General features: G+C 72.4%; 22 protein-coding genes. 7 read left to right on the forward strand and 15 right to left on the reverse strand.

What is annotated here, in order from left to right; genetic code table 11:
• Position 1: 1 nt before the first annotated feature.
• Entirely contained in the window at positions 2-1036 is a 1035-nt protein-coding gene (locus tag ACFYVL_RS16550) for an ABC transporter ATP-binding protein (protein WP_389245183.1), read from the forward strand.
• 481 nt (positions 1037-1517) lie between these two features.
• Here the strand turns inward: ACFYVL_RS16550 and ACFYVL_RS16555 are convergent, their stop codons facing one another.
• From ACFYVL_RS16555 to ACFYVL_RS16590, 8 genes are all read right to left on the reverse strand, one after another.
• On the reverse strand, positions 1518-2300 hold the full coding sequence (locus ACFYVL_RS16555; protein WP_389245185.1) for a hypothetical protein: 783 nt from the start codon (positions 2298-2300) through the stop codon (positions 1518-1520).
• Between the two features lie 202 nt (positions 2301-2502).
• A complete protein-coding gene (locus ACFYVL_RS16560) occupies positions 2503-3426 on the reverse strand; it encodes a hypothetical protein (protein ID WP_389245186.1) in 924 nt (307 codons plus the stop codon).
• Between the two features lie 142 nt (positions 3427-3568).
• Positions 3569-3946, reverse strand: a complete 378-nt coding sequence (locus ACFYVL_RS16565; RefSeq protein ID WP_389245188.1) for a VOC family protein — start codon at positions 3944-3946, stop codon at positions 3569-3571.
• A 33-nt stretch (positions 3947-3979) separates the two neighbouring features.
• Positions 3980-5104, reverse strand: a complete 1125-nt coding sequence (locus ACFYVL_RS16570; RefSeq protein ID WP_389245190.1) for an LOG family protein — start codon at positions 5102-5104, stop codon at positions 3980-3982.
• 78 nt (positions 5105-5182) lie between these two features.
• Positions 5183-6352, reverse strand: a complete 1170-nt coding sequence (locus tag ACFYVL_RS16575; protein ID WP_389245192.1) for a hypothetical protein — start codon at positions 6350-6352, stop codon at positions 5183-5185.
• Complete coding sequence (locus ACFYVL_RS16580) at positions 6334-7080, reverse strand: ABC transporter ATP-binding protein (RefSeq protein WP_389245194.1); 747 nt, start codon at positions 7078-7080, stop codon at positions 6334-6336. Before ACFYVL_RS16580 ends, ACFYVL_RS16575 begins: the two co-directional genes overlap by 19 nt.
• A gap of 241 nt (positions 7081-7321) precedes the next feature.
• The gene (locus tag ACFYVL_RS16585) at positions 7322-8725 is read right to left on the reverse strand and encodes an aspartate aminotransferase family protein (RefSeq protein ID WP_389245196.1); all 1404 of its coding nucleotides are present in this window, start codon (positions 8723-8725) and stop codon (positions 7322-7324) included.
• Positions 8710-9201 carry an Lrp/AsnC family transcriptional regulator gene (locus ACFYVL_RS16590; protein WP_389245198.1) on the reverse strand — a complete coding sequence of 164 codons (492 nt, stop codon included), beginning with the start codon at positions 9199-9201 and terminating at the stop codon, positions 8710-8712. Before ACFYVL_RS16590 ends, ACFYVL_RS16585 begins: the two co-directional genes overlap by 16 nt.
• Positions 9202-9377: 176 nt before the next feature.
• On the opposite strand from ACFYVL_RS16590, the gene ACFYVL_RS16595 reads away from it, so the two are divergent.
• The 3 genes from ACFYVL_RS16595 to ACFYVL_RS16605 all read left to right on the forward strand — a co-directional run bounded on the left by ACFYVL_RS16595 (position 9378) and on the right by ACFYVL_RS16605 (position 12755).
• Positions 9378-10817: a gamma-aminobutyraldehyde dehydrogenase gene (locus tag ACFYVL_RS16595; RefSeq protein WP_389245200.1), complete on the forward strand. Its 1440-nt coding sequence runs from the start codon at positions 9378-9380 to the stop codon at positions 10815-10817.
• A gap of 71 nt (positions 10818-10888) precedes the next feature.
• Entirely contained in the window at positions 10889-12094 is a 1206-nt protein-coding gene (locus ACFYVL_RS16600) for a PotD/PotF family extracellular solute-binding protein (protein WP_389245202.1), read from the forward strand.
• A 124-nt stretch (positions 12095-12218) separates the two neighbouring features.
• Positions 12219-12755, forward strand: coding sequence for a hypothetical protein (locus ACFYVL_RS16605; protein WP_389245204.1), 537 nt, complete (start codon positions 12219-12221; stop codon positions 12753-12755).
• Positions 12756-12772: 17 nt separating this feature from the next.
• Here ACFYVL_RS16605 and ACFYVL_RS16610 read toward each other — a convergent pair whose 3' ends face one another.
• From ACFYVL_RS16610 to ACFYVL_RS16635, 6 genes are all read right to left on the reverse strand, one after another.
• Positions 12773-13945, reverse strand: coding sequence for a serine hydrolase domain-containing protein (locus tag ACFYVL_RS16610; RefSeq protein WP_389245206.1), 1173 nt, complete (start codon positions 13943-13945; stop codon positions 12773-12775).
• A 134-nt stretch (positions 13946-14079) separates the two neighbouring features.
• Positions 14080-14739: a response regulator gene (locus ACFYVL_RS16615; RefSeq protein WP_389245208.1), complete on the reverse strand. Its 660-nt coding sequence runs from the start codon at positions 14737-14739 to the stop codon at positions 14080-14082.
• Positions 14736-16034 (reverse strand): sensor histidine kinase, encoded by a 1299-nt coding sequence (locus ACFYVL_RS16620; RefSeq protein WP_389245210.1) that lies wholly within the window; start codon positions 16032-16034, stop codon positions 14736-14738. The genes ACFYVL_RS16615 and ACFYVL_RS16620 overlap by 4 nt, the downstream gene beginning before the upstream one ends.
• 7 nt (positions 16035-16041) lie before the next feature.
• On the reverse strand, positions 16042-16815 hold the full coding sequence (locus tag ACFYVL_RS16625) for an SAM-dependent methyltransferase (protein ID WP_389245212.1): 774 nt from the start codon (positions 16813-16815) through the stop codon (positions 16042-16044).
• Between the two features lie 57 nt (positions 16816-16872).
• Positions 16873-17613, reverse strand: a complete 741-nt coding sequence (locus tag ACFYVL_RS16630) for a glycerophosphodiester phosphodiesterase (protein WP_389245214.1) — start codon at positions 17611-17613, stop codon at positions 16873-16875.
• Between the two features lie 26 nt (positions 17614-17639).
• Positions 17640-18668 (reverse strand): adenosine deaminase, encoded by a 1029-nt coding sequence (locus ACFYVL_RS16635; RefSeq protein ID WP_389245216.1) that lies wholly within the window; start codon positions 18666-18668, stop codon positions 17640-17642.
• A gap of 160 nt (positions 18669-18828) precedes the next feature.
• Here ACFYVL_RS16635 and ACFYVL_RS16640 point away from each other — a divergent pair, with 160 nt between their 5' ends.
• A complete protein-coding gene (locus ACFYVL_RS16640; protein ID WP_389245218.1) occupies positions 18829-19482 on the forward strand; it encodes a DUF4190 domain-containing protein in 654 nt (217 codons plus the stop codon).
• A gap of 71 nt (positions 19483-19553) precedes the next feature.
• Here ACFYVL_RS16640 and ACFYVL_RS16645 read toward each other — a convergent pair whose 3' ends face one another.
• Complete coding sequence (locus tag ACFYVL_RS16645; RefSeq protein ID WP_389245220.1) at positions 19554-20108, reverse strand: NADAR family protein; 555 nt, start codon at positions 20106-20108, stop codon at positions 19554-19556.
• Positions 20109-20314: 206 nt separating this feature from the next.
• On the opposite strand from ACFYVL_RS16645, the gene ACFYVL_RS16650 reads away from it, so the two are divergent.
• Positions 20315-21829 (forward strand): gamma-aminobutyraldehyde dehydrogenase, encoded by a 1515-nt coding sequence (locus ACFYVL_RS16650; RefSeq protein WP_389245222.1) that lies wholly within the window; start codon positions 20315-20317, stop codon positions 21827-21829.
• A 46-nt stretch (positions 21830-21875) separates the two neighbouring features.
• Entirely contained in the window at positions 21876-23153 is a 1278-nt protein-coding gene (locus ACFYVL_RS16655; protein ID WP_389245224.1) for a spermidine/putrescine ABC transporter substrate-binding protein, read from the forward strand.
• Positions 23154-23211: the final 58 nt, after the last annotated feature.

Here is a 23211-nt window from a genome sequence, read left to right on the forward strand (position 1 = left end):
GATGACCGACCAGCTGCTCTCCCTGGAGGGCGCGACCGTACGGTTCGGGGCGCGGGCGGCGCTCGACGCGGTGGACCTGCGGGTCGCCGCGCACGAGATCGTGTGCGTGCTCGGACCCAGCGGCAGCGGGAAGTCGACCCTGCTGCGGGTGGTGGCCGGACTCCAGGGCCTCGACGCGGGGCGGGTGCTGCTGGACGGCGCCGACCAGAGCGGGGTCCCGGTGCACCGGCGGGGGGTGGGCCTGATGTTCCAGGACCACCAGCTCTTCCCGCAGCGGGACGTCGCCGGCAACGTCGCCTTCGGGCTGCGGATGCGCGGCGAGGGCCGATCCGAACAGGCGCGCCGCGTCGCCGAACTGCTCGACCTGGTGGGACTGCCGGGCGCACAGCGGCGCGCGGTGGCCGCCCTGTCCGGCGGCGAGCAGCAGCGGGTCGCGCTCGCCCGCGCGCTGGCCCCGCAGCCCCGGCTGCTGATGCTGGACGAACCGCTGGGACAGCTCGACCGGGGGCTGCGGGAGCGCCTCGTCGTGGAACTGCGCCAGCTCTTCGGCCGGCTCGGCACCACGGTCCTGGCCGTCACCCACGACCAGGGCGAGGCCTTCGCGCTCGCCGACCGGGTGGTCGTCATGAGCGAGGGCCGGATCGCCCAGGCGGGCAGGGCGCTCGACGTCTGGCAGCGGCCCGCCTCGGAGTTCGTGGCCCGCTTCCTGGGCTTCGACAACGTGGTGGCGGCGACGGTCTCGGGCGAGGCCGCCGACACGGTCTGGGGCAAGATCCCGGTCCCGGCCGGCGCACCCCAGGGGGAGACCGGGCTGCTGGTGCGCCCGGCGGGCGTCCGGCTGGTGCCGGTCGCCGACGGGCTGCCCTGCACCGTCCTGGCCCGCACCTTCCGCGGCCATCATGTCGCCGTGCGGCTGCGTCCGGCGGACGGCGGGCCGCCGCTGGAGGCGGAGGTCGCGCTGCGGGACGCGCCCGAGGAGGGCGCCGAGGTGGGTGCTGCCTTCGTGGCGGACGAGGTCGTGCTGCTGCCGGAGTGAGGCGGGGCCCGGGTCCCGCGACGGGCGGCGCGGGGTGCCCGGTGCTCGGTCCTGACCCCTGTCGTGCCACGGGGTGACATCGGGGTTGGCTCCCCGGGGTGATGCCCCGCGGACGGGGCCTCGCCCACCTTGTCCGCATGAACAGGTCCATGGCGGTTGGCGGCGCGCAAGGGGTTCGGCGGACCCGTGCGCGGGGGGCGGGCACGGGGTACGGCTGGGGCTGGTGGGCGGGGTGCGCCGTCCTCACCCTGGGCTTCGGACTGGCCTCGGCCCTGGGCCCGCACCGCCTGTGGGGTCTGACGGCGGCCGTCGGATACGGGGCCGCGGCGCTGGTCGCGGCCCGAAGGACGGCCCGCCCGGCAATCGGCCCGGCCGGTCGTCGGACGCCCCGTTCCACGGCCCTGCGCGGGTGGCGGGGGCCGGTGCCGGTCGCCGTCGCGGGAGCCGTGCTACTGCCTCTGGTGCTGCTGGTGGCACGGGGTCAGGAGCAGCTGGAAGTACGGGTGGTGGAGCGTTCGGCGCGGCTGCTGCTGGCCACCGGCAGCCCGTACGTCCCGGATCCGGCGGTGGTCGCTGACTTCAACCCGTACCTGCCGGGCATGGCGGTCTTCGGGCTGCCGCACGCGCTGCTGGGCGACGGGCCGCTGGGGGACGCCCGGTGGTGGATGGCGGGCGGGTTCGTCGCGGCGGTGCTGCCCGCGCTGGGGCGGCGGGCGGCAGGCTGGGTGCTGGTGTGCCCGCTGGTGGCGCTGCCGCTGGCGGTGGGCGGGATCGACCTGCCGGTGGTGGGGCTGATGTGCCTCGGGCTCGTACTGGCCGGACACGGCCGACCGGGCCCGGCGGGGCTGCTTCTGGGAGTGGCCGCGGCCCTGAAATGGACCGCGTGGCCCGCACTCCCGGTGGCCCTGGCACTGCTCGCGGCGCGCGGGGCGGGCGGGGCGACGGTGGGCGGACGGGCCTCCGGCGTGCGGTGGGGGTGGCAGGGAATGCGGGATTCCAGGGCCCGATGGTGGCTGGTCCTGCGGGATTCCGGGGCCCGGTGGTGGCCCGGCCTGCGGGATTCCGGTGGGGGGTGGGCGGCCCTGCGGTGTGGTGGGGTGGCGGTTCTGGTGGCCGGGGTGCTGGTGGTGCCGGTGGCTCTCGTGGATCCGGCGGGGTTCTTCCGCAACGCCGTGGCCTTCCCGCTGGGCATGACCGACGTCGCCTCGCCCGCCGCGAGCCCGCTGCCCGGACGGCTGCTCGCCCAGTACGTGCCGGGCGGCACGCTCGTCGCCGCCGTGCTGCTGGCCGTCGGCGCCCTGCTCGTCGCGGGCTCTCTGGTGCTCCGGCCGCCGCGCACGGTGCGGGCGGCGGCCGTCAGGCTCGCGGGCGGGATGGCCCTGGCGATGACGCTGATGCCGGCCAGCAGGTTCGGCTATCTCGTCTACCCGCTGGTGCTGCTCGGCATCGGGTGGCGCGGGCGCCCGCTACCGGGCGGTGTCCACCAGCGGACGTGGCTGCTCCGCCTCCGTACCCGCCTCCTCGCCGTGCTTCCCGAACCAGGCGACGGCCACCGCGCCCGCCACGGCCAGGACGAAACCGATGATCGCGACCCAGGCGAAGCCGGGCCGCGAGGCGTCGCCCAGCCAGACCACGCCGATCATGCCGGGCAGCACGGTCTCGCCCACCACCAGTGCGGCGGTGGCGCCGTTGACCGAGCCGATCTGGAGCGCCACCGTGTGCAGGTACATGCCGCCGATGCCCGCGATCAGGATGGCGTACAGGGCGGGGTCGGTGAGCAGGGCGCCCAGGTCGAAGGGGTCCACCCCGTTCAGGATGCGCACGCCCACGCCCAGCGCGCCGAAGCCGAGCCCGGAGAGCAGACCGGCCAGGATCGCGGCGCCCGCGCCCATCAGCCGGACCGCCACCGTGCCGCCGACCATCAGCAGGACGGAGATGCCCAGCAGCCACCAGTGGGTGGCCATCTCGGTGTGGCCGCTGCCCTCGTGGCCCGCCGCGGTCGCCAGCAGCACGAGTGAGCCGCAGACGACCGCGATCGAGGTCCATTCCTTGCGGGAGAGCTTGATGCCGAGCATCTTGACGCTGAGCACCGCCGTGATCACCAGGTTGGCGCTGATCACGGTCTGGGACAGGAAGAGGGGGAGCAGCCGCGCGGCCAGTGCGCCGAGGGCGAATCCCACGAAGTCCAGGATCGTCCCGACGATGAACTCCCAGGTCATCGCCGCCTTCGCGGTGGACGAGAGGCTGGGCCCGCCGTGCTGGGTGACACCGGAGGTGGAAGCCGTGGCCGCCTCCCGGCGGGCGGACTTCCGCGATCCGACGGCTTGCAGGACCGAGCCCGTGCCGTAGCAGACCGAGGCCGCGATGGCGGTGATGAGGCCGATGAGCACCAAAAGCTCCGTTCACGGATGGGGCTGTGCGTCTGTGCGCGGGAACGGCGCGCGCGCCTGAACGCGCGTCGTTCTCCGACTACCAGACGTGGGAATCGCCGTGAACGTTGCCTCGGGTGCGGCCGTATGTGGTGAAGACCCCTCAGACGGAGCGTTCCGCGGCCGAGCGTTCGACGCAGAACTCGTTGCCCTCGGGGTCGGCGAGGGTCACCCAGCCGAGGCCGTCCGGCTTGCGGTGGTCCTCGACCAGGGTGGCGCCGAGGGCCAGCAGCCGCTCGGTCTCCTCGTCGCGGGTGCGGTCCTGCGGCTGGATGTCCAGGTGCACCCGGTTCTTGGCCGCCTTCCCTTCCGGGACCTGAACGAACAGGACCCCGAGGCCCCCGGCGGTGCTCACCAGGGCCTCGGGGTCACCGGGCACGTCGTCGTCGGAAACGGCGGAGCCGAGGACTTCCGCCCAGAAACTCGCCAGCTTGTGGGCGTCGGCGCAGTCGATGGTCACATGGCGTACGAGAGAGGACATGCGCGCCACTATGAACGGTGGCGCGGCGCGTTCCTAGCGGATTTCGGCGGCCCGCAGGCGTGCGAGCGCGGCCGGGGCCTCGTCGACGGTGTCGACGAGCGCGATACGGGGTTCCATGGCGCGCTCCTGGGCCAGGGAGCGGAGCAGCGGCCAGGCCGGGAGGCGCTCGGTCCAGTGGACGCGGTCCACCAGCACCATGGGGGTGGGCTCGCCGCGCGACTCGTAGTAGTTCGGGGTCGCGTTGTCGAAGATCTCCTGGACGGTGCCGGCCGCGCCCGGGAGGAAGACGACACCGCCGGTGCAGCGGGCCAGCAGACCGTCCTCGCGGGTGGCGTTGGCGAAGTACTTGGCGATGTGCGAGGCGAAGGCGTTGGGCGGCTCGTGGCCGTAGAACCAGGTCGGGATGCCGACCGAGCCGCCGCCGTCGGGCCAGCGGGAACGCACCGCGAAGGCCGCCGCGGCCCAGTCGGTGACGGACGGCGTGAAGGACGGGACCTTCCCGAGCAGTTCCAGCGCCTCGTCCAGCACGGCGTCCGGCTGCGGGGCGGTGTACGCGCCGAGGTTGGCCGCCTCCATCGCGCCGGGGCCGCCGCCGGTCGCGACGGTGAGGCCGGAGCGGGCGAGGGAGCGGCCGAGGCGGGCCGCACCCGCGTAGGCGTCGGTGCCGCGGGCCATCGCGTGGCCGCCCATGACGCCGACCACCTGGGTGTCCAGCACCACCAGGTGTTCGTCGAGGGCGTCGGAGACGGCGTCGTCGTGGATGGAGCGCAGCATCGAGGCGAATATGTCGCCGTCGGCCTTGGTGCGTTCGAACCAGGCGTAGGCGAGGGCGTCGGGCGTCGCCTCGTAACCGCCGTCCGCCAGGCCCTCGAAGAGGTGGCCGGGGCTGTAGAGGAGCCCCCGGTACGGGTCGAAGGGCAGGTCGGGCACCGGCGGGAAGACCAGGGCCCCGTCCGCCCTGACCTTCACGGCGGCCTCCTCCTCCATCGGGCAGCCGAGGAAGACGGCCTCGGCGGCCGGGACGGAGAGCAGGAGCGCGGTACGGGCCGTCAGGTCGACGGACTGGATCCGGTAGCCGGCGAGAGGGCCCTGGGCGGTGACCCGGTCGAACTCGGCCAGGGTCTCGATCTCGTGGTCGTGGTCGGGGTGTGGAGGCACGGGGTCATGGTAGGGGTGCCGGTTTCCGGGCCACCGCGGCGGGGGCCGCCCCCGGGCCCCCGCAACTCCCCGCCCCCGCTAGGCGGTCAGCGGGGCCGCCGCCAGCGTGGCGACCGCCCACGTCAGGGGCGTGAAGAGGGCGAGCAGTGCCAGGGTGCGCGTCGCCGCCGCGGCCCGCAGCGCCTGGGCGGGGGCGCCCTGGCGCAGCAGCGCCTGGGTCAGCGGCGCGCGGGACTGGCGCGTTTCGAGGGCGACGGAGAGCAGCGTCGCCGTGGTGCAGGCGAGGACGAGGGCCGCGCCGAGCGCGGTGAGCGGGCCGAAGGACGGTGCGGTGGCGGCGGCCGGGGCGTACAGGGCCGTCGCCGCCAGCACCCCCGAGGCCGTCGCGCAGACCACGCCCAGCGGCCGGCCGATCCGGCCCGCCTCGCTCTGCAGCGCGCGCCCGGCCAGGAGCCGCACCGCCCCGGGCCGTACCGCCTGGAGCAGGAACCCGCACAGGTGCACCAGGCCGGGACCGGCGAGGGCCAGGCCCAGCGCGGTGAGCACCCAGCCGGCCAGCACGCCCGCGGGGGCGATGTCCGGGTGGCCGGGCAGCGGCAGCGCCGGGTGCGCTCCGGCGCTCCGGCTCGCGTACGTCTCGACGGCGAGGCCGACCGCGGTCAGCGCCACGCCCCAGGGCAGTCCGGCGGGAGGCGCGGTGGGGGCGGCGGACGCGGCCTCGGCGGTGGGCTGTTCGGCGGTGCGCCGGCGCAGCGTCAGCGCACTGGCGGCCGAGGCGGTGAGCGGTACGACGGCGAGCAGTACGACGACCGCGGCCAGCGGCAACGGGCGGTCCGCGGCGAGCAGTTCGGTGGCCGCGCCGTCGAAGGGGAGCCCGGAGAGGTCGCCCCGCAGGTGCAGGAAGACCAGCAGGGCGACCATGCTGCCGAGGGTGCAGGACAGGGCGGTGGAGGCAGCCGCGGTGGCGGCCAGCCGGAGGGGGCCCAGGCCCACCGCGGACAGCCCGGTGCGCGGCCGGGTGCTGGGATCCGTACGGGCCACCGCCACCGCGAACTGCACGGTCGCGGCGAGCGGCGCCAGGCACCAGAGCAGCCGTAGCAGCGAGGGCACCGCGTGGGCGGGGTGGCCGATGGCGTAGCCGAGGGTGCACAGCAGGAGGAACCCGACCCCGGCCGAGGCCGCCGCGACCAGCAGCCGGCGCAGCAGCACCACCGGGTGGCTGCCGCGGGCTAGACGGAGAGCGAGCACGCGGCCCGGCCTTCCACACCCGCGGCCGGCGGTACGGGGCCGACGAGGCGGCCGTCGAGGAGCGCCACCGCACGGTCGGCGAGTGCCGCGGCCTGCGTGTCCTGGGTGGCCAGCACGACGGTGATGCCGTGCGAGCGGGCCGCCGTGGTGAGCGTGCGCAGCACCTGGGTGCCGTCGCCGCGGTGCAGCGGGGCGGTGGGCTCGTCGGCGAACAGGACCGTGGGTGCGGCGGCCAGGGCGCGGGCGATGGAGATGCGCTGGCGCTGCGACTGGAGGAGTCCGTGGGGGCGCTTGCGGGCCAGCGGTCCGATGTCGAGCCGCTCCAGCCAGTCCAGCGCGGTGCTCTTGGCCTCGCGGTGGCCGTACCCGCGCAGCAGCAGGGGCAGCGCGGTGTTCTCCCAGGCGGTCAGCTCGGGGACGAGTTCGGGCTCCGGGGCGATCCAGGCGAACCGGTCGCGGCGCAGCCGCTCCCTGGCGAGGGCGCCCATGGCGTGCACGGGGATGCTGTTGAACCACACCTCGCCCTCGTCCGGGACGAGCTGCCCGGCCAGCGCGGACAGCAGGGTCGTCTTGCCGCTGCCGCGCGGCCCGGTCACCGCCAGGATCTCGCCCTCGCGGATGCCGAGCGAGACACCGGTGAGCGCGGGGGACCCGCTGTGGGCGTGGTGCAGGGAACGCGCCCACAGGACGTCGTTGTCCGGCGGGGCGTTGTCCGGCGGGACCGCCATGGCGTACACCTCGGTTCAGATCAGATTTCCCGTCCCCCTTGCGGGGGAACGAAAGACGGAGCCGATCGGTCACTGGGCACGCTAGGTATTCGGGGCGCCGAGTGGGGCGTGGCGCGGCACACGTACGGCCCGGAGGCTCCCGGTTCTCACTGGAACGGGTGCATCCGGGCCGTACGAACAGATCAGCCCACAGGGCTTCGGTCCCCCGGGGACAAGGCCCCCGGGGCCGGGGCCGCCGGGATCAGAGCTTGGTCCAGGCCTCCGTCAGGACCGCGCGCAGGATGCCCTCGATCTCGTCGAAGGTCTCCTGGGTGGAGATCAGCGGCGGGGCCAGCTGGACGACCGGGTCGCCGCGGTCGTCGGCCCGGCAGTACAGGCCGTTCTCGTACAGCGCCTTGGAGAGGAAGCCGTACAGGACGCGCTCGGTCTCCTCGTCGGTGAAGGTCTCCTTGGTGGCCTTGTCCTTCACCAGCTCGATGCCGTAGAAGAAGCCGTTGCCGCGGACGTCGCCGACGATCGGCAGGTCGAGGAGCTTGCGGAGCGTCTGGTAGAACGCGTCCTCGTTGTCCAGCACGTGCTGGTTGAGGCCCTCGCGCTCGAAGATGTCGAGGTTGGCGAGGCCGACCGCCGCGGAGACCGGGTGGCCGCCGAAGGTGTAGCCGTGCAGGAAGGTGTTGTCGCCCTCGTAGAAGGGGGCGGCGACCTTGTCGGAGACGATGCAGGCGCCGATCGGGGAGTAGCCCGAGGTCATGCCCTTGGCGCAGGTGATCATGTCCGGGACGTAGCCGAACTTGTCGCAGGCGAACATCGTGCCGAGGCGGCCGAAGGCGCAGATGACCTCGTCGGAGACGAGCAGCACGTCGTACTTGTCGCAGATCTCGCGGACCCGCTGGAAGTAGCCGGGCGGCGGCGGGAAGCAGCCGCCCGCGTTCTGCACCGGCTCCAGGAAGACGGCGGCGACGGTCTCGGGGCCCTCGAAGAGGATCTCCTGCTCGATCTGGTCGGCGGCCCAGCGGCCGAAGGCCTCCGGGTCGTCGCCGTGGATCGGGGCGCGGTAGATGTTGGTGTTCGGCACCTTGTGCGCGCCCGGGACGAGCGGCTCGAAGGGGGCCTTCAGGGCGGGCAGACCGGTGATGGACAGGGCGCCCTGCGGGGTGCCGTGGTAGGCGACCGCACGCGAGATGACCTTGTACTTCGTGTGGTTGCCGGTGAGCTTGTGGTACTGCTTGGCCAGCTTCCACGCGGTCTCGACGGCCTCGCCGCCGCCGGTGGTGAAGAAGACCTTGTTCAGGTCGCCGGGCGCGTAGTGCGCGAGGCGCTCGGCCAGCTCGACGGCCTTCGGGTGGGCGTAGGACCAGACCGGGAAGAAGGCCAGCTCCTGCGCCTGCTTGTACGCGGTCTCGGCGAGCTCGTGGCGGCCGTGACCGGCGTTCACCACGAACAGGCCGGACAGGCCGTCGATGTAGCGCTTGCCCTTGTCGTCGAAGATGTACGTTCCCTCGCCGCGCACGATGGTCGGCACGGGGGCGTTCTCGTACGACGACATGCGGGTGAAGTGCATCCACAGGTGGTCGTACGCGGTCTTCGAGAGGTCCTTGCCGGCGGCAGGGTTGCTTGTGGCACTCACGGCTATCGGGTTCCCCACATGTAGGTCTGCTTCTTGAGCTTGAGGTAGACGAAGCTCTCGGTGGAGCGCACTCCGGGAAGGGTCCGGATGCGTTTGTTGATCATCTCCAGGAGGTGGTCGTCGTCCTCGCACACGATCTCCGCCAGGAGGTCGAAGGAGCCCGCCGTCACGACGACGTACTCCACCTCGGCCATCGCGGTGAGCGCGTCGGCCACCGGATCGAGGTCTCCCTCCACGTTGATGCCGACCATCGCCTGGCGTCGGAAGCCCACGGTGAGCGGGTCCGTGACGGCGACGATCTGCATGACGCCCTGGTCGAGCAGCTTCTGTACGCGCTGGCGCACGGCGGCCTCGGAGAGGCCGACCGCCTTGCCGATGGCGGCGTACGGACGGCGGCCGTCCTCCTGGAGCTGTTCGATGATCGCCAGGGAGACGGCATCGATCGCCGGGGAGCTGCCGCTGCCGGGCCTGGGTTCTGCGCTACGACTGACCACGAGGCCACTGTGCATGAGGTCTCGCCCGTCCCGCAAGTGGAAACCGATGAATTTCGTTGTCCGGGCGTCGTGATTTAACTGAATCCGAAGTTGTGGAGGGGGAGGTATGTCGAATACGGGGCCCCTCTGGCTAGGGTGGTGTCTCATCCATCGGACATCTGAGAGGGAGAGCCGCCGTGACCACCGAGCTGCGCCGTCTGCGCAACTACATCGCCGGGGAGTTCCGGGACGCCGCCGACGGCCGGACCACCGAAGTGATCAACCCGGTGACGGGCGAGGCGTACGCGACCGCGCCGCTCTCCGGCCAGGAGGACGTCGACGCCGCGATGGCCGCCGCCGCCGAGGCGTTCCCCGCCTGGCGCGACCTGACGCCGGCCGAGCGCCAGAAGGCGCTGCTGAAGATCGCGGACGCCTTCGAGGAGCGCGCCGAGGAGCTGATCGCCGCCGAGTCGGAGAACTGCGGCAAGCCGGTCGGCCTCACCCGCACTGAGGAAGTCCCGCCGATGGTCGACCAGATCCGCTTCTTCGCGGGCGCGGCACGCCTCCTGGAGGGCCGCAGCGCGGGCGAGTACATGGAGGGCCTGACCTCCATCGTCCGCCGCGAGCCGGTCGGCGTCTGCGCGCAGGTCGCGCCGTGGAACTACCCGATGATGATGGCCGTGTGGAAGTTCGCCCCGGCGCTCGCCGCGGGCAACACGGTCGTCCTCAAGCCGTCGGACACCACCCCCGCCTCCACCGTCCTGATGGCCGAGATCATCGGCTCCATCGTCCCCAAGGGCGTCTTCAACGTCGTCTGCGGCGACCGCGACACCGGCCGCGCGATGGTCGAGCACAAGACCCCGGCGATGGCCTCCATCACCGGTTCGGTACGCGCCGGAATGCAGGTCGCCGAGTCCGCGTCCAAGGACCTCAAGCGGGTCCACCTGGAGCTGGGCGGCAAGGCCCCGGTCGTCGTCTTCGAGGACACCGACATCGCCTCCGCCGTCGCGGGCATCTCCGAGGCGGGCTTCTTCAACGCGGGCCAGGACTGTACGGCGGCCACCCGGGTCCTCGTACAGGAGTCGATCCACGACGAGTTCGTCACCGCGCTCGCGAAGGCCGCGGCCGACACGAAGACCGGCCTCCCGGACGACGAGGACGTGGCCTTCGGCCCGCTCAACAACGCCAACCAGCTCAAGCAGGTCACCGGCTTCGTCGAGCGCCTCCCCGCGCACGCCAAGGTCGAGGCGGGCGGCCACCGGGTCGGCGACAAGGGCTACTTCTACGCCCCCACCGTCGTCTCCGGCCTCAAGCAGGACGACGAGATCATCCAGAACGAGGTCTTCGGCCCCGTCATCACCGTCCAGTCCTTCACGGACGAGGCGCAGGCCCTGGAGTGGGCGAACGGCGTCGAGTACGCGCTGGCCTCCTCCGTATGGACCAAGGACCACGCGCGCGCCATGCGGATGTCCAAGAACCTCGACTTCGGCTGCGTGTGGATCAACACCCACATCCCGCTGGTCGCCGAGATGCCGCACGGCGGGTTCAAGAAGTCCGGCTACGGCAAGGACCTCTCCGCGTACGGCTTCGAGGACTACACCCGCATCAAGCACGTCATGACGTCCCTCGACGGCTGAGCAGGGTTGGGGGGCGGGCGGTAGGCACAGTGTCTATTGCCCGCCCCCATCGCGTCGGCGAAGGTGTGCGCATGGCTGATCTTGGTCGCGTTCCGCGTCGTTTCTCCCGTCGTACGCTCCTCCGCGGAGCCGGGTACGCAGTCGCTGCGACGGGCGCGCTCGGCGCGCTCACCGGCTGCGGCGTACCCGCCGCCTACGTCAAGCCGGGCGAGAGGTCCGGCAAGGACACCTCCGACCGGGACAAGAGCCTCCAGTTCGCCAACTGGCCGCTCTACATCGACACCGACGAGGACGACAAGTCCAAGCGGCCCACCCTGGAGGAGTTCCGCAGGCGCACCGGGATCTCCGTGCGGTACACCGAGGAGATCAACGACAACGACGAGTTCTTCGGCAAGGTCAGCCCGGCGCTGATGAACCACCAGGAGACCGGCCGCGACCTCATCGTCATCAGCGACTGGATGGCCGCCCGCTTCGTGCGCCTGGGCTGGGTCCAGGAGATGGACCGGGCCAAGCAGCCCAACGTCGCCAAGTACCTCGACCCGCAACTGCGCACCCCCGCCTTCGACGAGGGACGGCTGCACGCCGTGCCCTGGCAGTCCGGCATCACCGGCATCGCGTACAACCGCAAGAAGCTCGGCCGCGAGATCAGGCGGACCGCCGACCTGTGGCGCTCCGACCTCAAGGGCCGCGTCACCCTCTTCTCCGGCCTCGACGAGAGCTTCTCGCTGCTGATGCAGGGGGAGGGCGTGGACGTCACGAGGTGGACCGCCGACGACTTCCACCGGATGTGCGACCACATCGACAAGCTGGTCAAGTCCCAGCACATCCGCCGCTTCACCGGCAACGACTACGTCAAGGACCTCGCCTCGGGCGACGTGCTGGCCTGCCAGGCGTACTCCGGCGACGTCGTCCAGCTCCAGGCGGACAACCCGGACATCGAGTTCGTGGTCCCCGAGGAGGGCGCCGAGCTGTGGGCCGAGTCCCTGATGATCCCCAACCTCGCCCGGCACAAGCGCAACGCCGAGCGACTGATCGACTACTACTACGACCCCGAGGTCGCCGCCGAACTGGCCACCTGGGTCAACTACGTCTGCCCGGTGCCGGCCGCCCGCGACATCATCGCCTCGTCGAAGGACGAGGAGACGGCCGCGCTGGCCGAGGACCCGCTGATCTTCCCCGACGGACAGATGCGCAAGCGGCTCGCCATCGCCCGCGACATCACCGCCGACGAGCGGCTGGAGTTCGCGAAGACGTGGAACGGGATCGTGGGGCTGTAGCGGGCCGGTGACCGGAGCGGCCCGGCCCCTTCACGGGTAAACCCCCAGTGTCCCCCGCACACCTCCGCGCCATGGGTGTGGGGGTCCTGTAAAGCCGCGGTAAAGGCCCTCGTACGCTGCGGACATGACTGATCCAGTCGCGCAACTGAGGCGCATCCGCGTGTGGTTGATCTTCTTCATCGTGTGCCTGGTGCTCAGCGGGCTCACCGCCTTCCCGCTGGTCACCGAGCTGGACTGGCTGGCCCGGGTGCTCCGGTCCTCCCCGCTGCCGGACGTCCTGCCCGGCCTCATGGAGTGGATCGAGCGCTGCCGCGAGGGGCTGGCCGCCACCGACGCGAAGTACCCCTTCGTGCTGTACGGGACGGACTGGCTGGCCTTCGCGCACCTGGTCATCGCCGTCGCCTTCTACGGGCCCTACCGTGACCCGGTGCGCAACATCTGGGTCGTCGAGTTCGGCATGATCGCCTGCGCCGGGATCGTCCCGCTCGCGCTGATCTGCGGGCCGATCCGGGGCATCCCCTTCGGCTGGTCGCTCATCGACATCTCCTTCGGGGTGTTCGGGGTGATCCCGCTGGCGGTGGTCCGCCGGAAGATCAAGCGGCTGGAGGCGCTGACCGCGCCGGTCACGGTGAGGGGACCGGCGCTCGCGGCGCTCAAGTAGCGGCGCCCCCGCGCGAGTCACCTGCTGAAGGCGGCCCGCAGGACGCGCTCGGCGGTGGGGTTCATGCCCTTGCCCTTGGCGTCGGTGGAGTTCACCGAGTAGACCAGGGTGCGGGAGAGGTCGCGCGGGGCCGCGATCACCGCGTTGTAGCCCCACCGGCCGCCCGTCTTCAGCCAGAGGATCTGCCCGCCGCCCGCGTCGAAGCGCTGCAGACCCGCGCTCATGGTCGCCCCCGCGATGTCGGGGACCGTGAACATCTCCTCCAGCAGCGGGCCGCGCACCGCCTTCCCCCGGAAGAGCGCCTTCAGGAACCGCTCCAGGTCCGCGGTGGTCGAGACGAGGTCGCCCGCCGCCCAGCCGTCCGTGGTGCCCCACACGGACACGTCGCGCAGCTCCGTCGAGCCGTCCGGCTTCGGGAACACCTGGTAGCCGTGGTTGTGCGGGCCCGCGATCCGCGGGTCGCCGCCGGGGAAGTACGAGTCGCGCAGACCCAGCGGGCGCAGGACGCGGCGGGCGACGGCCTCCTCGTACGAGGTCCCCGACACCTTCTCGATCAGCAGCCCGGCGATCGTGTAACCGATGTTGGTGTAGTGCTGCACGGTGCCCGGCCCGGTCCGCTCCTTCTCCTTCGCGGGCGAGGTGGCGGAGGCGACCATGGCGCGCGGGGTGTGGACGTCGAAGCGGTGCTCGTACCACTCGGAGGGGTTCGTGCCCGGGAAGTCCGGGGACGGGATGCCGTGGGTGTGGTTGAGCAGCTGGCGGACCGTCACCGTGCCGTAGGAGGCGGGGATGTCGGCCGGGAGGTAGTGGCGCACCGGACGGTTCAGGTCGACCTTCCCCTCGGCGGCCAGCCGCAGCACGGTCGCGGCGGTGAAGACCTTGGTGACCGAGCCCGCCCGGAAGCGGGCGTCCGGGTCGGCCGGCCGGCCCGAGACCAGGTCGTGCACGCCCGCACTGCCGTGCCAGTCGGGCCCCTTGCCGCCGACCCGGACCAGCGCCGCCGTCGTGTCGGCGTTCGGCAGTCCGGCGAGCGCCTCGCGGAGCGCCCCGGCGTCCGGGCCGGTCTCCTGCCGCGCGGAGGCGGCGGGCGGAGCGGCGACCGCCTGGGACACCGCGACGGGACCCACGGCCAGGGTGGCCGCCAGCGCGGTGGCCAGGGCGATACGGGTACGGGAGGAGAGGGGGCTCATGGCGGGGCCTTCCGGGTGCGGAGTCGGTGACTGCTCGTGGACTCCATCCTGGTGATCGCGGGGCCCCGGCGGATCGCCGGTGCGAGCGGTCCTCGCGGAGCACCTCCTCCCCCGTGCGGGGGAGGAGGCGGGGGCTACGCCTCGCCCGAGGGAGCGACCAGGCCGCTCTCGTACGCGCAGATCACCGCCTGGATGCGGTCCCGCAGCCCCAGTTTCGACAGCACGTTGCCGACATGCGTCTTCACCGTGTGCTCGCTGACCGTCAGGGCCGCCGCGATCTCCGCGTTGGACAGCCCCTTCGCCAGGTGCAGCAGCGTCTCGCGCTCACGCGCCGTCAGCACCTCCAGCCGGTCCGAGGGCGCCGGGGCGGCCGGCCGCGAGGTGAACTCCGCGATCAGCCGGCGCGCCACCGTCGGCGCGACCAGCGACTCCCCGGCCGCCACCACCCGCACCGCGTGCACCAGATCGTCCCGGCGCACGTCCTTCAGCAGGAAGCCGCTGGCCCCCGCGTGCAGCGCGTCGTACACATACGCGTCGGAGTCGAAGGTCGTGAGCATCACCGTGCGGGTGGGACCCGAGGACGTGATGGCCCGGCACGCCTCGATGCCGTCCAGCAGCGGCATCCTGATGTCCAGCAGCGCGACCTCGGGACCGAGCCGGCGCACCGCCGCCACGGCGGCCTCGCCGTCCCCCACCTCCGCGACCACCTCGATGTCCGGCTGCGCGTCCAGGATCATCGCGAACCCGCTGCGCACCAGTTCCTGGTCGTCCGCCACCACCACACGGATCGTCAACTCCCCACCTCCGGCCCGGACACTACAAGCCGTACGTCCACCCGGAAGCCCCGGCCCCCGGGGCCCGGACCGGCCGACGCCGAGCCGCCGTGCGCCGCCGCCCGCTCGCGGACCCCGATCAGGCCGTGACCGCCCGGCGCCCCGGGTCCGCCGGGCGCCGGGGCGACCGCCGGGCCCCGCCCGTCGTCCGTCACCGTGATCCGCAACTCCCGCTCCGCGTACCGCAGCCGTACGCCGGCGTGGCGCGCCCCGGAGTGCTTCACCACATTCGTCAACGCCTCCTGCACCACGCGGAAAGCCGTCGCCCCGAGCGCGGGGGAGAGGGGACGGACCAGGCCGCTCTCCTCGTACGACACGGTGAGATCGGTGCGCCCCACCCGCTCCACCAGACCCGGCAGTTCACCGATTCCGGGCTGCGGGGCGCGCGGCGCGGGCAGCCCGGCCGGCCCCGCGTCGTCGCCGGGTGCCGCCGGGGTCTCCCGCAGCACCCCCAGCATCTGCCGCAGCTGCGCCATCGCGTCCCGCCCCGTCTCGGAGATCGCGTCGAACGCGGCCTCCGCCCGCTCCGGCGCGCTCCGCACCGCCACCGGACCCGCCTCCGCCTGGACGATCATGATGCTCACCGCGTGCGAGAGGACGTCGTGCATCTCCCGGGCGATCCGGGCCCGTTCGCGGGCCGCCGCCTGCTCGGCCTCGATGCGGTTCGCCCGCTCCAGCTGGGCGGCCCGCTCCTCGACGGCCCGCGCCCGCTCCTCCACGGCCCGCGCCCGCTCCTCCACGGCCCGCGCCCGCTCCTCGACCGCCCGGGTGTACGCCTGCCGGATGTGCGCCAGCCGGCCGAAGGCGTACGAGGCGCAGAACACGACCAGCGTGAACATCAGCTCCCGCAGCCAGTCGTCCCGGCCGCGCGTCACCACCGAGACGCCCGCGATCAGTAGGGTCAGCGACCCCGCGAGCTGCCTGCGCGGCGCGGGCGCCTGCGCCGCGACCGAGTACAGCGCGACCATGCTGGTGTACGGGAGCGTCTGACCGGGCCCGTCGACCGCGACCCCGTACAGGCCCTGCGCGCACATCACCCCGGCCAGCACGGTCAGCGGCGCGCGCCGGCGCCACACCAGCGGCAGCACGGTCAGCGTGGTCAGTCCGTACGCGGCGAGCGTGGCTGGCTCCTGGCCCGGCGGCCGGGGAATCAGCCACGGGACGCTGACCACCAGCTGGACCAGCACCGCGACCCCCACGTCGGCGGCCCGGGGGTGCGCCGTCAGCCGCGTCCCAAGGGTCCCGTTCGCCGGCACCGGCCGCTCAGCCGCGCTTGAGGGCGACCGCGCCGAACTGCGCCACCGAGGGGCCTTCGCCGCGCCACCGGGCGCACGAGACGATGCCCGGCTCCAGGATCTCCAGCCCGTCCAGGAAGGAGGCGAACTCGGCGCCGGTGCGGGCGGTGATGGGCGGGGTGGCGTGCTCGTTCCAGAACGCCATGGCGGCCTTGTTGCCCTCGCCGTCCAGCTCCAGGGTCGGGTGGGTGAGGGCCAGGTGGCTGCCCGCGGGGAGGGCGTCCAGCAGGGTGCGGACGATCTCCAGGGCCTCGGCCGTGTCCGCCACGAAGTTGAGGATGCCCAGCAGTATCAGCCCCACCGGCCGGTCCAGGTCCAGCGTCCGGGCCGCCTCCCGGAGGATCAGCTCCGGGTCGTGCGCGTCCGCGTCGATGTACGCGGTGCGGCCCTCGGGGGTGCCGGTCAGCAGGGCGCGGGCGTGCGCCAGGACGACCGGGTCGTTGTCGACGTACACGATCCGGGAGTCCGGGGCGATGCGCTGGGCGACCTGGTGGGTGTTGTCGGCGGTGGGCAGACCGGTGCCGACGTCCAGGAACTGGCGCAGCCCGGCCTCGCCCGCCAGGTACGACACCGCGCGGCCCAGGAACTCCCGGTCGGCGCGCGCCACTTCGCCGATGCTCGGGTAGAAGGAGGTGACCTGGTCGCCCACCGCGGTGTCCACGGGGTAGTGGTCCTTGCCGCCGAGCCAGTAGTTCCAGACACGGGCGTTGTGGGCGATGTCGGTGCGTATTGCTTCGGGCATCCGTGGTTCCCTCTTTCCTCCGGTGCGCAGGTGGCGAGGGCCATCATGCATGAAGGATCAACTTCGCAGCCCACCGGCGTACTTGGCGGCCGTCCTCGCGAGCAGGTCGAGGCGGTTGGTGGTGATCGCGTCGACGCCCGCGGCGAGCAGTTTGCGCATGCTGCCCGCGGTGTCCGGGGTCCAGGCACCGACCAGCAGGCCGTCGCGGTGGGCCCGGTCGACGAGCGCGCGGTCGACGAGGCCGAAGCGGTAGTTCAGCCAGCGCGGACCGATCGCCGCCAGCACCTCGGCACGCGGCGGGGCGCAGGACTTCCAGGTCAGCGCGATCTCGGCGTGCGGATCGGCGGCCCGCACCCGCAGCATCGGGGTCGGGCCCCCGCAGTAGAACGTGCGCTCTCCCGCCCCCGCCTCGTGCACCACACCCACCACCTTGCGCACCATCGCGTCGTGCGCGCCGTCCGGCAGGTCGACCAGCAGCCGGCGCGCACCCGCGACGAGGATCGCCTCGCGCAGGGTGGGCACCGCGCCGCCGGTCAGTTCGTCCAGCTCGGCCTTGCCGAGGTCCACCAGCCAGCGGTCGTGGCCCCAGATCCGCTCCAGGGTCTCGTCGTGCAGCAGCACCGGGACCTCGTCCCGGGTCAGCCGGACGTCGACCTCGACCGCATCGGCGCCGTGCTCCAGCGCCGAGCGGATCGAGTCGAGCGTGTTCTCACGGAACCGGTAGGGGTCCCCGCGATGGCCCACGGCGAGGACGGCGGCGTCGCGACGGAGTGTGCGGTCGGTGCTGTCGAGGCTCATGGAGCCATTGTTGGGTACGGCGCGGCTCAGTGCTCCGCAAGCCACCGCTCGGTGTACGCGTCGATCTCGGCGGCCAGCGCCGTCTTGCCCGCCTCGTCGAGGAAGGAGGCCTCGACGGCGTTCTTCGCGAGCGCCGCCAGACCCCGCTCGTCCAGCTCCAGCAGCCGGGCCGCGACCGCGTACTCGTTGTTGAGGTCGCTGCCGAACATCGGCGGGTCGTCGCTGTTGATGGTGACCAGGCAGCCCGCCGCCACCATCTCCTTGATCGGGTGCTCGTCCAGGGTGGCGACGGCGCGGGTGGCGATGTTGGAGGTCGGGCAGACCTCCAGCGGAATGCGCCGCTCGGCGAGGTGCGCGAGCAGCTCCGGGTCCTGGGCGGCGCTGGTGCCGTGGCCGATGCGCTCGGCCCGCAGGTCGTTCAGCGCGGCCCAGACGGTCTCCGGACCGGTGGTCTCGCCCGCGTGCGGGACGGAGTGCAGACCGGCCTCGATGGCCCGGTCGAAGTACGGCTTGAACTGCGGGCGCGGCACGCCGATCTCCGGACCGCCGAGCCCGAACGACACCAGGCCCTCGGGGCGGTGCTCCAGCGCGAGACGGACCGTTTCCTCGGCCGATTCGAGCCCCGCCTCACCGGGGATGTCGAAGCACCAGCGCAGCACCACCCCGAGCTCGGACTCGGCGGCCTTGCGGGCGTCCTCGATGGCGTCCATGAACGCCTGCGGGTCGATGCCCCGCCGGGTCGAGCTGTACGGGGTGACCGTCAGCTCCGCGTACCGGATGTTCTGCCGGGCCATGTCCCTGGCCACCTCGAAGGTGAGCAGGCGGACGTCCTCGGGCGTGCGGATCACATCGACGACGGACAGGTACACGTCGATGAAGTGCGCGAAGTCGGTGAAGGTGAAGAACTCCGCGAGCTTGTCCGGGTCGGTGGGCACCTTGGAGTCCGGGTGCCTGGCGGCCAGTTCGGCGACGATGCGCGGGGAGGCGGATCCGACGTGGTGCACATGCAGTTCTGCCTTGGGCAGGCCCGCGATGAAGGGGCGCAGGTCTGACATCGGGTCCTCCTGGTACGGCGCGGTACCCGGGGGTACCGACGAGTGGGTCCTGGCGCGGCGGCGTGGTGGTGCCGGGCGGCTCGGGGTCATCGTAGGCGGGGCGCTCGGCCGTTCGGGGGTACGCCGTAGCATGACGGGGAAACGTGATGGGGGAGAGCGCATGTCAGACAACACGCCGCAGCCGTCGGGGGCGCCGGACCCGTGGGCCCCGCCGGAGAGCTCCGGCAACCGGGTGCCGCTCGACAAGCCGGGCCCTGGCGCGCCCGCCGCGAACCCGGTGCACGACCAGCCGACGGTCACCTCGATGCCCGGCGCCGCCGCGGTGCCGTCCGCGCCGACCCCCGCGCCCGGCCCCGTGGACGCCGTGCCCACCCCCGGCGAGTACGGCTACCCGACGGCCGCGACCCCGGGGGAGTACGGCTATCCCACGGCCGCGACCCCCGGCGAGTACGGCTACCCGCCCGCCTACCCCGGCGCGGGGGCGCCGCCGTACGGCGCGGGATACCCCGGCTACCCGGGTTACCCGGGTCCGGGCGGCTGGACCGGGCAGACCGCCCCGCAGAACGGCATGGGCGTGGCGGCGATGGTGCTCGGCATCCTCTCCATCTGCCTGTTCTGCATGTACGGCGTCCTGAGCATCATCCTCGGCGCGCTGGGGCTGATCTTCGGCATCCTGGGCCGCAAGAAGGCCCAGCGGGGCGAGGCGAACAACGGCGGCATGGCGCTGGCCGGCATCATCACCGGCTCGATCGGACTGGCCATCGGCCTGACGATCATCGGCCTGATCATCTGGGCCGTGGCCACCCACCGCTAGGCCGCCCACCGCCGGGCCGCCCGTCGGACGGGCCGCCACCGCGGCGGCGGCCCCGGGCGGCCCGCATCCTGTCAGGCGGCCTCCGCCGCCAGCCGCTCCCGCGCGTCCATCAGTGCGAAGCCCAGCAGGTTCAGCCCGCGCCAGCGGGCCGGATCCTCCGCCCGGGGGTCGTCGGCCGCCAGGCCGATGCCCCAGATCCGGTCCAGCGGACTTGCCTCCACCAGCACCCGGGAGCCGGTTCCGCGCAGATAGGTGCCCAGGTCCGGGTGCTGCCGGAACTTGTGGACGCTGCCCTCCACGACGATCGCGTACCGCTCCCGCTCCCAGACCGTGTCGTCGAAGCCGCGGACCAGCCGGCCCGCCTTCTTCGCCGCCGCGGGCGAGGACGCCGCCAGCGCCGCGGCCCGCGCCTCCTCGTCGCCGAACAGCACGGCCTTGCGCGCCATCATCCAGTGCTCCGCCGTCGCGTACCGCACGCCGTCCACGGTGAAGGGCGACTCCCACCACTGGCTGAAAATGCTCGGGCCGAGCGAGCCGTCCGGTCGCGGACGGTGACCCCAGAAGTGCAGGAACTTCACCCGCGTTCCCCCGTTGACCTGCGCTGCGAGCTCTTCGATCTTCCCCATGCATGCGAGTCTGGCATCCGCCACTGACACTCCGTACGGTATTTCCGCGCCGACTCGACACACGGTCGACCGAATCCGTCGCTTAACCAAAAGGCAACTACGGAATCACTTGTTGGTGGCTTCCTGCTCTGTCAGGATCGGCAATCAAATCAAGCTGGAGCTACGCCGACCCCCGTATGACGGGGTGAGCGGCGGAGGAGAGCGTCATGGGCAACCGCTTCCAGGTGCGGGACCGTTTCGAAGGCGGCGCACAGTACATCGGCGGGCAGTTGCGGCCCGGTACCTCGGGCCGCAGCCACACGGTCGTCGACCCCGCCACGGGCGAGGGAACCTACACCTACGAACTGGCCGGAACCGCCGACGTCGACGCGGCGGTGGCCGCCGCGAAGGCGGCGTTCCCCGGCTGGTCGGGGGCCACCCCCGGCGAGCGGTCCGACGCCATGCACCGCTTCGCGGCGGTCCTCGCCGAACAGGCGGAGGACTTCGCGTACGCCGAGTCGCTCCAGTGCGGCAAGCCGATCAAGCTGTCGCGGGAGTTCGACGTCCCGGGCACCATCGACAACGTGGCCTTCTTCGCGGGCGCCGCCCGCCACCTGGAGGGCAGGTCGGCCGGTGAGTACGACGGCGACCACACCTCGTACGTCCGCCGCGAGGCCATCGGCGTCGTCGGCTCCATCGCGCCCTGGAACTACCCGCTCCAGATGGCCGCCTGGAAGATCCTCCCGGCCATCGCCGCGGGCAACACCATCGTGCTGAAGCCCGCCGAGCTGACCCCCTTCACCTCGATCATGTTCGCGCAGGCGGCCAAGGAGGCCGGTCTTCCCGACGGCGTCATCAACATCGTCACCGGCGCGGGCAAGGACGCGGGCGAGCACCTCGTCGGTCACCCCGACGTCGCGATGACCTCCTTCACCGGGTCCACCCCGGTCGGCAAGCGGGTCGCCGAGATCGCCACCTCCACCGTCAAGCGCCTCCACCTGGAACTGGGCGGCAAGGCCCCCTTCCTGGTCTTCGACGACGCCGACCTGGAGGCCGCGGTCCACGGCGCCGTCGCCGGCGCGCTCATCAACACGGGCCAGGACTGCACCGCCGCCACCCGCGCCTATGTGCAGCGCCCGCTGTACGACGCCTTCGTGACCGGCGTCGCGGAGCTGATGGAGTCCGTACGCCTCGGTGACCCCTTCGAGGAGACCACCGACCTCGGGCCCCTGATCAGCTTCGCCCAGCGCGACCGGGTCGCCGCCATCGTCGACCGGGCCCGCTCCTACGCCCGCGTCGTGACCGGCGGCGAGGCCCCCGGCGGCGACCTCAAGGACGGCGCGTACTACCGTCCGACCCTGATCGCCGACGCCGCCCAGGACAGCGAGGTCGTCCAGGACGAGATCTTCGGCCCCGTCCTGGTCGTGCTGCCCTTCGACAGCGACGACGAGGGCATCGCCCTGGCCAACGACACCCCCTACGGTCTGGCCTCCTCGGCCTGGACCCGGGACGTGTTCCGGGCGAACCGCGCCACCCGCGAGATCAAGGCGGGCTGCGTGTGGGTCAACGACCACATCCCGATCCTCAGCGAGATGCCGCACGGCGGATACAAGGCCAGCGGCTTCGGCAAGGACATGTCGGCGTACTCCTTCGAGGAGTACACGCAGGTCAAGCACGTGATGTTCGACAACACCGCGGTGGCACGCAAGGACTGGCACCGCACGATCTTCGGGGACCGATAAAGAGTCCGCTCGACCAGCGGCAACCCACCCGGAAGGGCAATTGCGCATGGAGCAGTTCCAGCACGGGAGGCTCTCCGCCGCCGGCGCCACGCACGTGGCGGCCGGGGACGCGGTGGAGAGCGCCATGCGACGCAGCATCACCAGCGGCAGGGGTGCGCTCACCCGGCGCTCGCTGATGCGCGCCGCCGCCGGTGGCGCCCTCGCCCTCGGTGGCATCGGCGCGCTGAGCGCCTGCGGCATCCCCGCCGCAGGCAAGGACAAGCAGGCGGGCGTCTCCGACGACTTCTCGGCCAAGGAGAAGCAGGTCGTCTTCTCCAACTGGACCGAGTACATGGACGTGGGGGAGAACGACCGGGGCTATCCGACCCTGGAGGCCTTCGCCAAGCGCACCGGGATATCCGTCAAGTACACGGCGGACATCAACGACAACAACGAGTTCTTCGGCAAGATCCAGCAACAGCTGCACAACGGACAGCCCATCGGCCGGGACCTCATCTGCGTCACCGACTGGCTGGCCGCCCGGCTGATCCGGCTCGGCTGGGTGCAGAAACTCGACCCCGCCAACCTGCCGCACGCCTTCGCCAACCTCACCGCCCAGTTCCGCAGCCCCGTCTGGGACCCGGGGCACGCCTACTCGTACCCCTGGACCGGCATCTCCACGGTCATCGCGTACAACGAGAAGGCCACCGGCGGGCGCAAGGTCGACTCGGTCTCCCAGCTGCTCGACGACCCGCGGCTCAAGGGGCGGGTCGGCTTCCTCTCCGAGATGCGCGACACCATCGGGATGACCCTGCTGGACCTGGGCAAGGACCCGGCGAAGTTCGACGACGACGACTACGCGGCGGCGGTCGCCCGGCTCCAGAAGGGCGTCGACTCCCAGCAGATCCGCCGCTTCACCGGCAACGACTACACCTCCGACCTGGAGAAGGGCGACCTGGCGGCCTGTCTCGCCTGGGCGGGCGACATCGTCCAGCTCCAGGCGGACAACCCGGACGTCAAGTTCGCGATTCCGCGCGCCGGTTACGTCTCCTCCTCGGACAACCTGCTGGTCCCCGCCAAGGCGCGGCACAAGACCAACGCCGAGAAGCTCATCGACTACTACTACGAGCCCGGCCCCGCCGCCCGACTCGCCGCGTACATCAACTACGTCTGCCCGGTCGACGGGGTCCGCGAGGAACTCGCCAAGCTCGACAAGGCACTCGCCTCCTCCACGCTGATCCTCCCCGACAGGGCGACGGCCGCCCAGGCACACGCCTTCCGGCCGCTCAGCGAGGCCGAGGAGAAGAGCTACGAGGAGAAGTTCGCCAAGCTCATCGGCGCCTGAGCCGCCCGAGCAGCCCCCGCCCCCGGGGCACGCGCATCCCCCGCACGTGCCCCGGGGC

The sequence above is a fragment of the Streptomyces sp. NPDC004111 genome (genome assembly GCF_042874215.1).
Taxonomy (GTDB): Bacteria; Actinomycetota; Actinomycetes; order Streptomycetales; family Streptomycetaceae; genus Streptomyces.

Bases quoted from the DNA above. Each gene is read 5' to 3' on its own strand.
- ACFYVL_RS16580 (WP_389245194.1), bottom strand. From the start codon at position 7,080: ATGGCGGTCCCGCCGGACAACGCCCCGCCGGACAACGACGTCCTGTGG.
- ACFYVL_RS16635 (WP_389245216.1), bottom strand. From the start codon at position 18,668: ATGTCAGACCTGCGCCCCTTCATCGCGGGCCTGCCCAAGGCAGAACTG.
- ACFYVL_RS16655 (WP_389245224.1), top strand. From the start codon at position 21,876: ATGGAGCAGTTCCAGCACGGGAGGCTCTCCGCCGCCGGCGCCACGCAC.
- ACFYVL_RS16645 (WP_389245220.1), bottom strand. From the start codon at position 20,108: ATGGGGAAGATCGAAGAGCTCGCAGCGCAGGTCAACGGGGGAACGCGG.
- ACFYVL_RS16550 (WP_389245183.1), top strand. From the start codon at position 2: ATGACCGACCAGCTGCTCTCCCTGGAGGGCGCGACCGTACGGTTCGGG.
- ACFYVL_RS16650 (WP_389245222.1), top strand. From the start codon at position 20,315: ATGGGCAACCGCTTCCAGGTGCGGGACCGTTTCGAAGGCGGCGCACAG.
- ACFYVL_RS16610 (WP_389245206.1), bottom strand. From the start codon at position 13,945: ATGAGCCCCCTCTCCTCCCGTACCCGTATCGCCCTGGCCACCGCGCTG.
- ACFYVL_RS16605 (WP_389245204.1), top strand. From the start codon at position 12,219: ATGACTGATCCAGTCGCGCAACTGAGGCGCATCCGCGTGTGGTTGATC.
- ACFYVL_RS16565 (WP_389245188.1), bottom strand. From the start codon at position 3,946: ATGTCCTCTCTCGTACGCCATGTGACCATCGACTGCGCCGACGCCCAC.
- ACFYVL_RS16630 (WP_389245214.1), bottom strand. From the start codon at position 17,613: ATGAGCCTCGACAGCACCGACCGCACACTCCGTCGCGACGCCGCCGTC.
- ACFYVL_RS16640 (WP_389245218.1), top strand. From the start codon at position 18,829: ATGTCAGACAACACGCCGCAGCCGTCGGGGGCGCCGGACCCGTGGGCC.
- ACFYVL_RS16625 (WP_389245212.1), bottom strand. From the start codon at position 16,815: ATGCCCGAAGCAATACGCACCGACATCGCCCACAACGCCCGTGTCTGG.
- ACFYVL_RS16600 (WP_389245202.1), top strand. From the start codon at position 10,889: ATGGCTGATCTTGGTCGCGTTCCGCGTCGTTTCTCCCGTCGTACGCTC.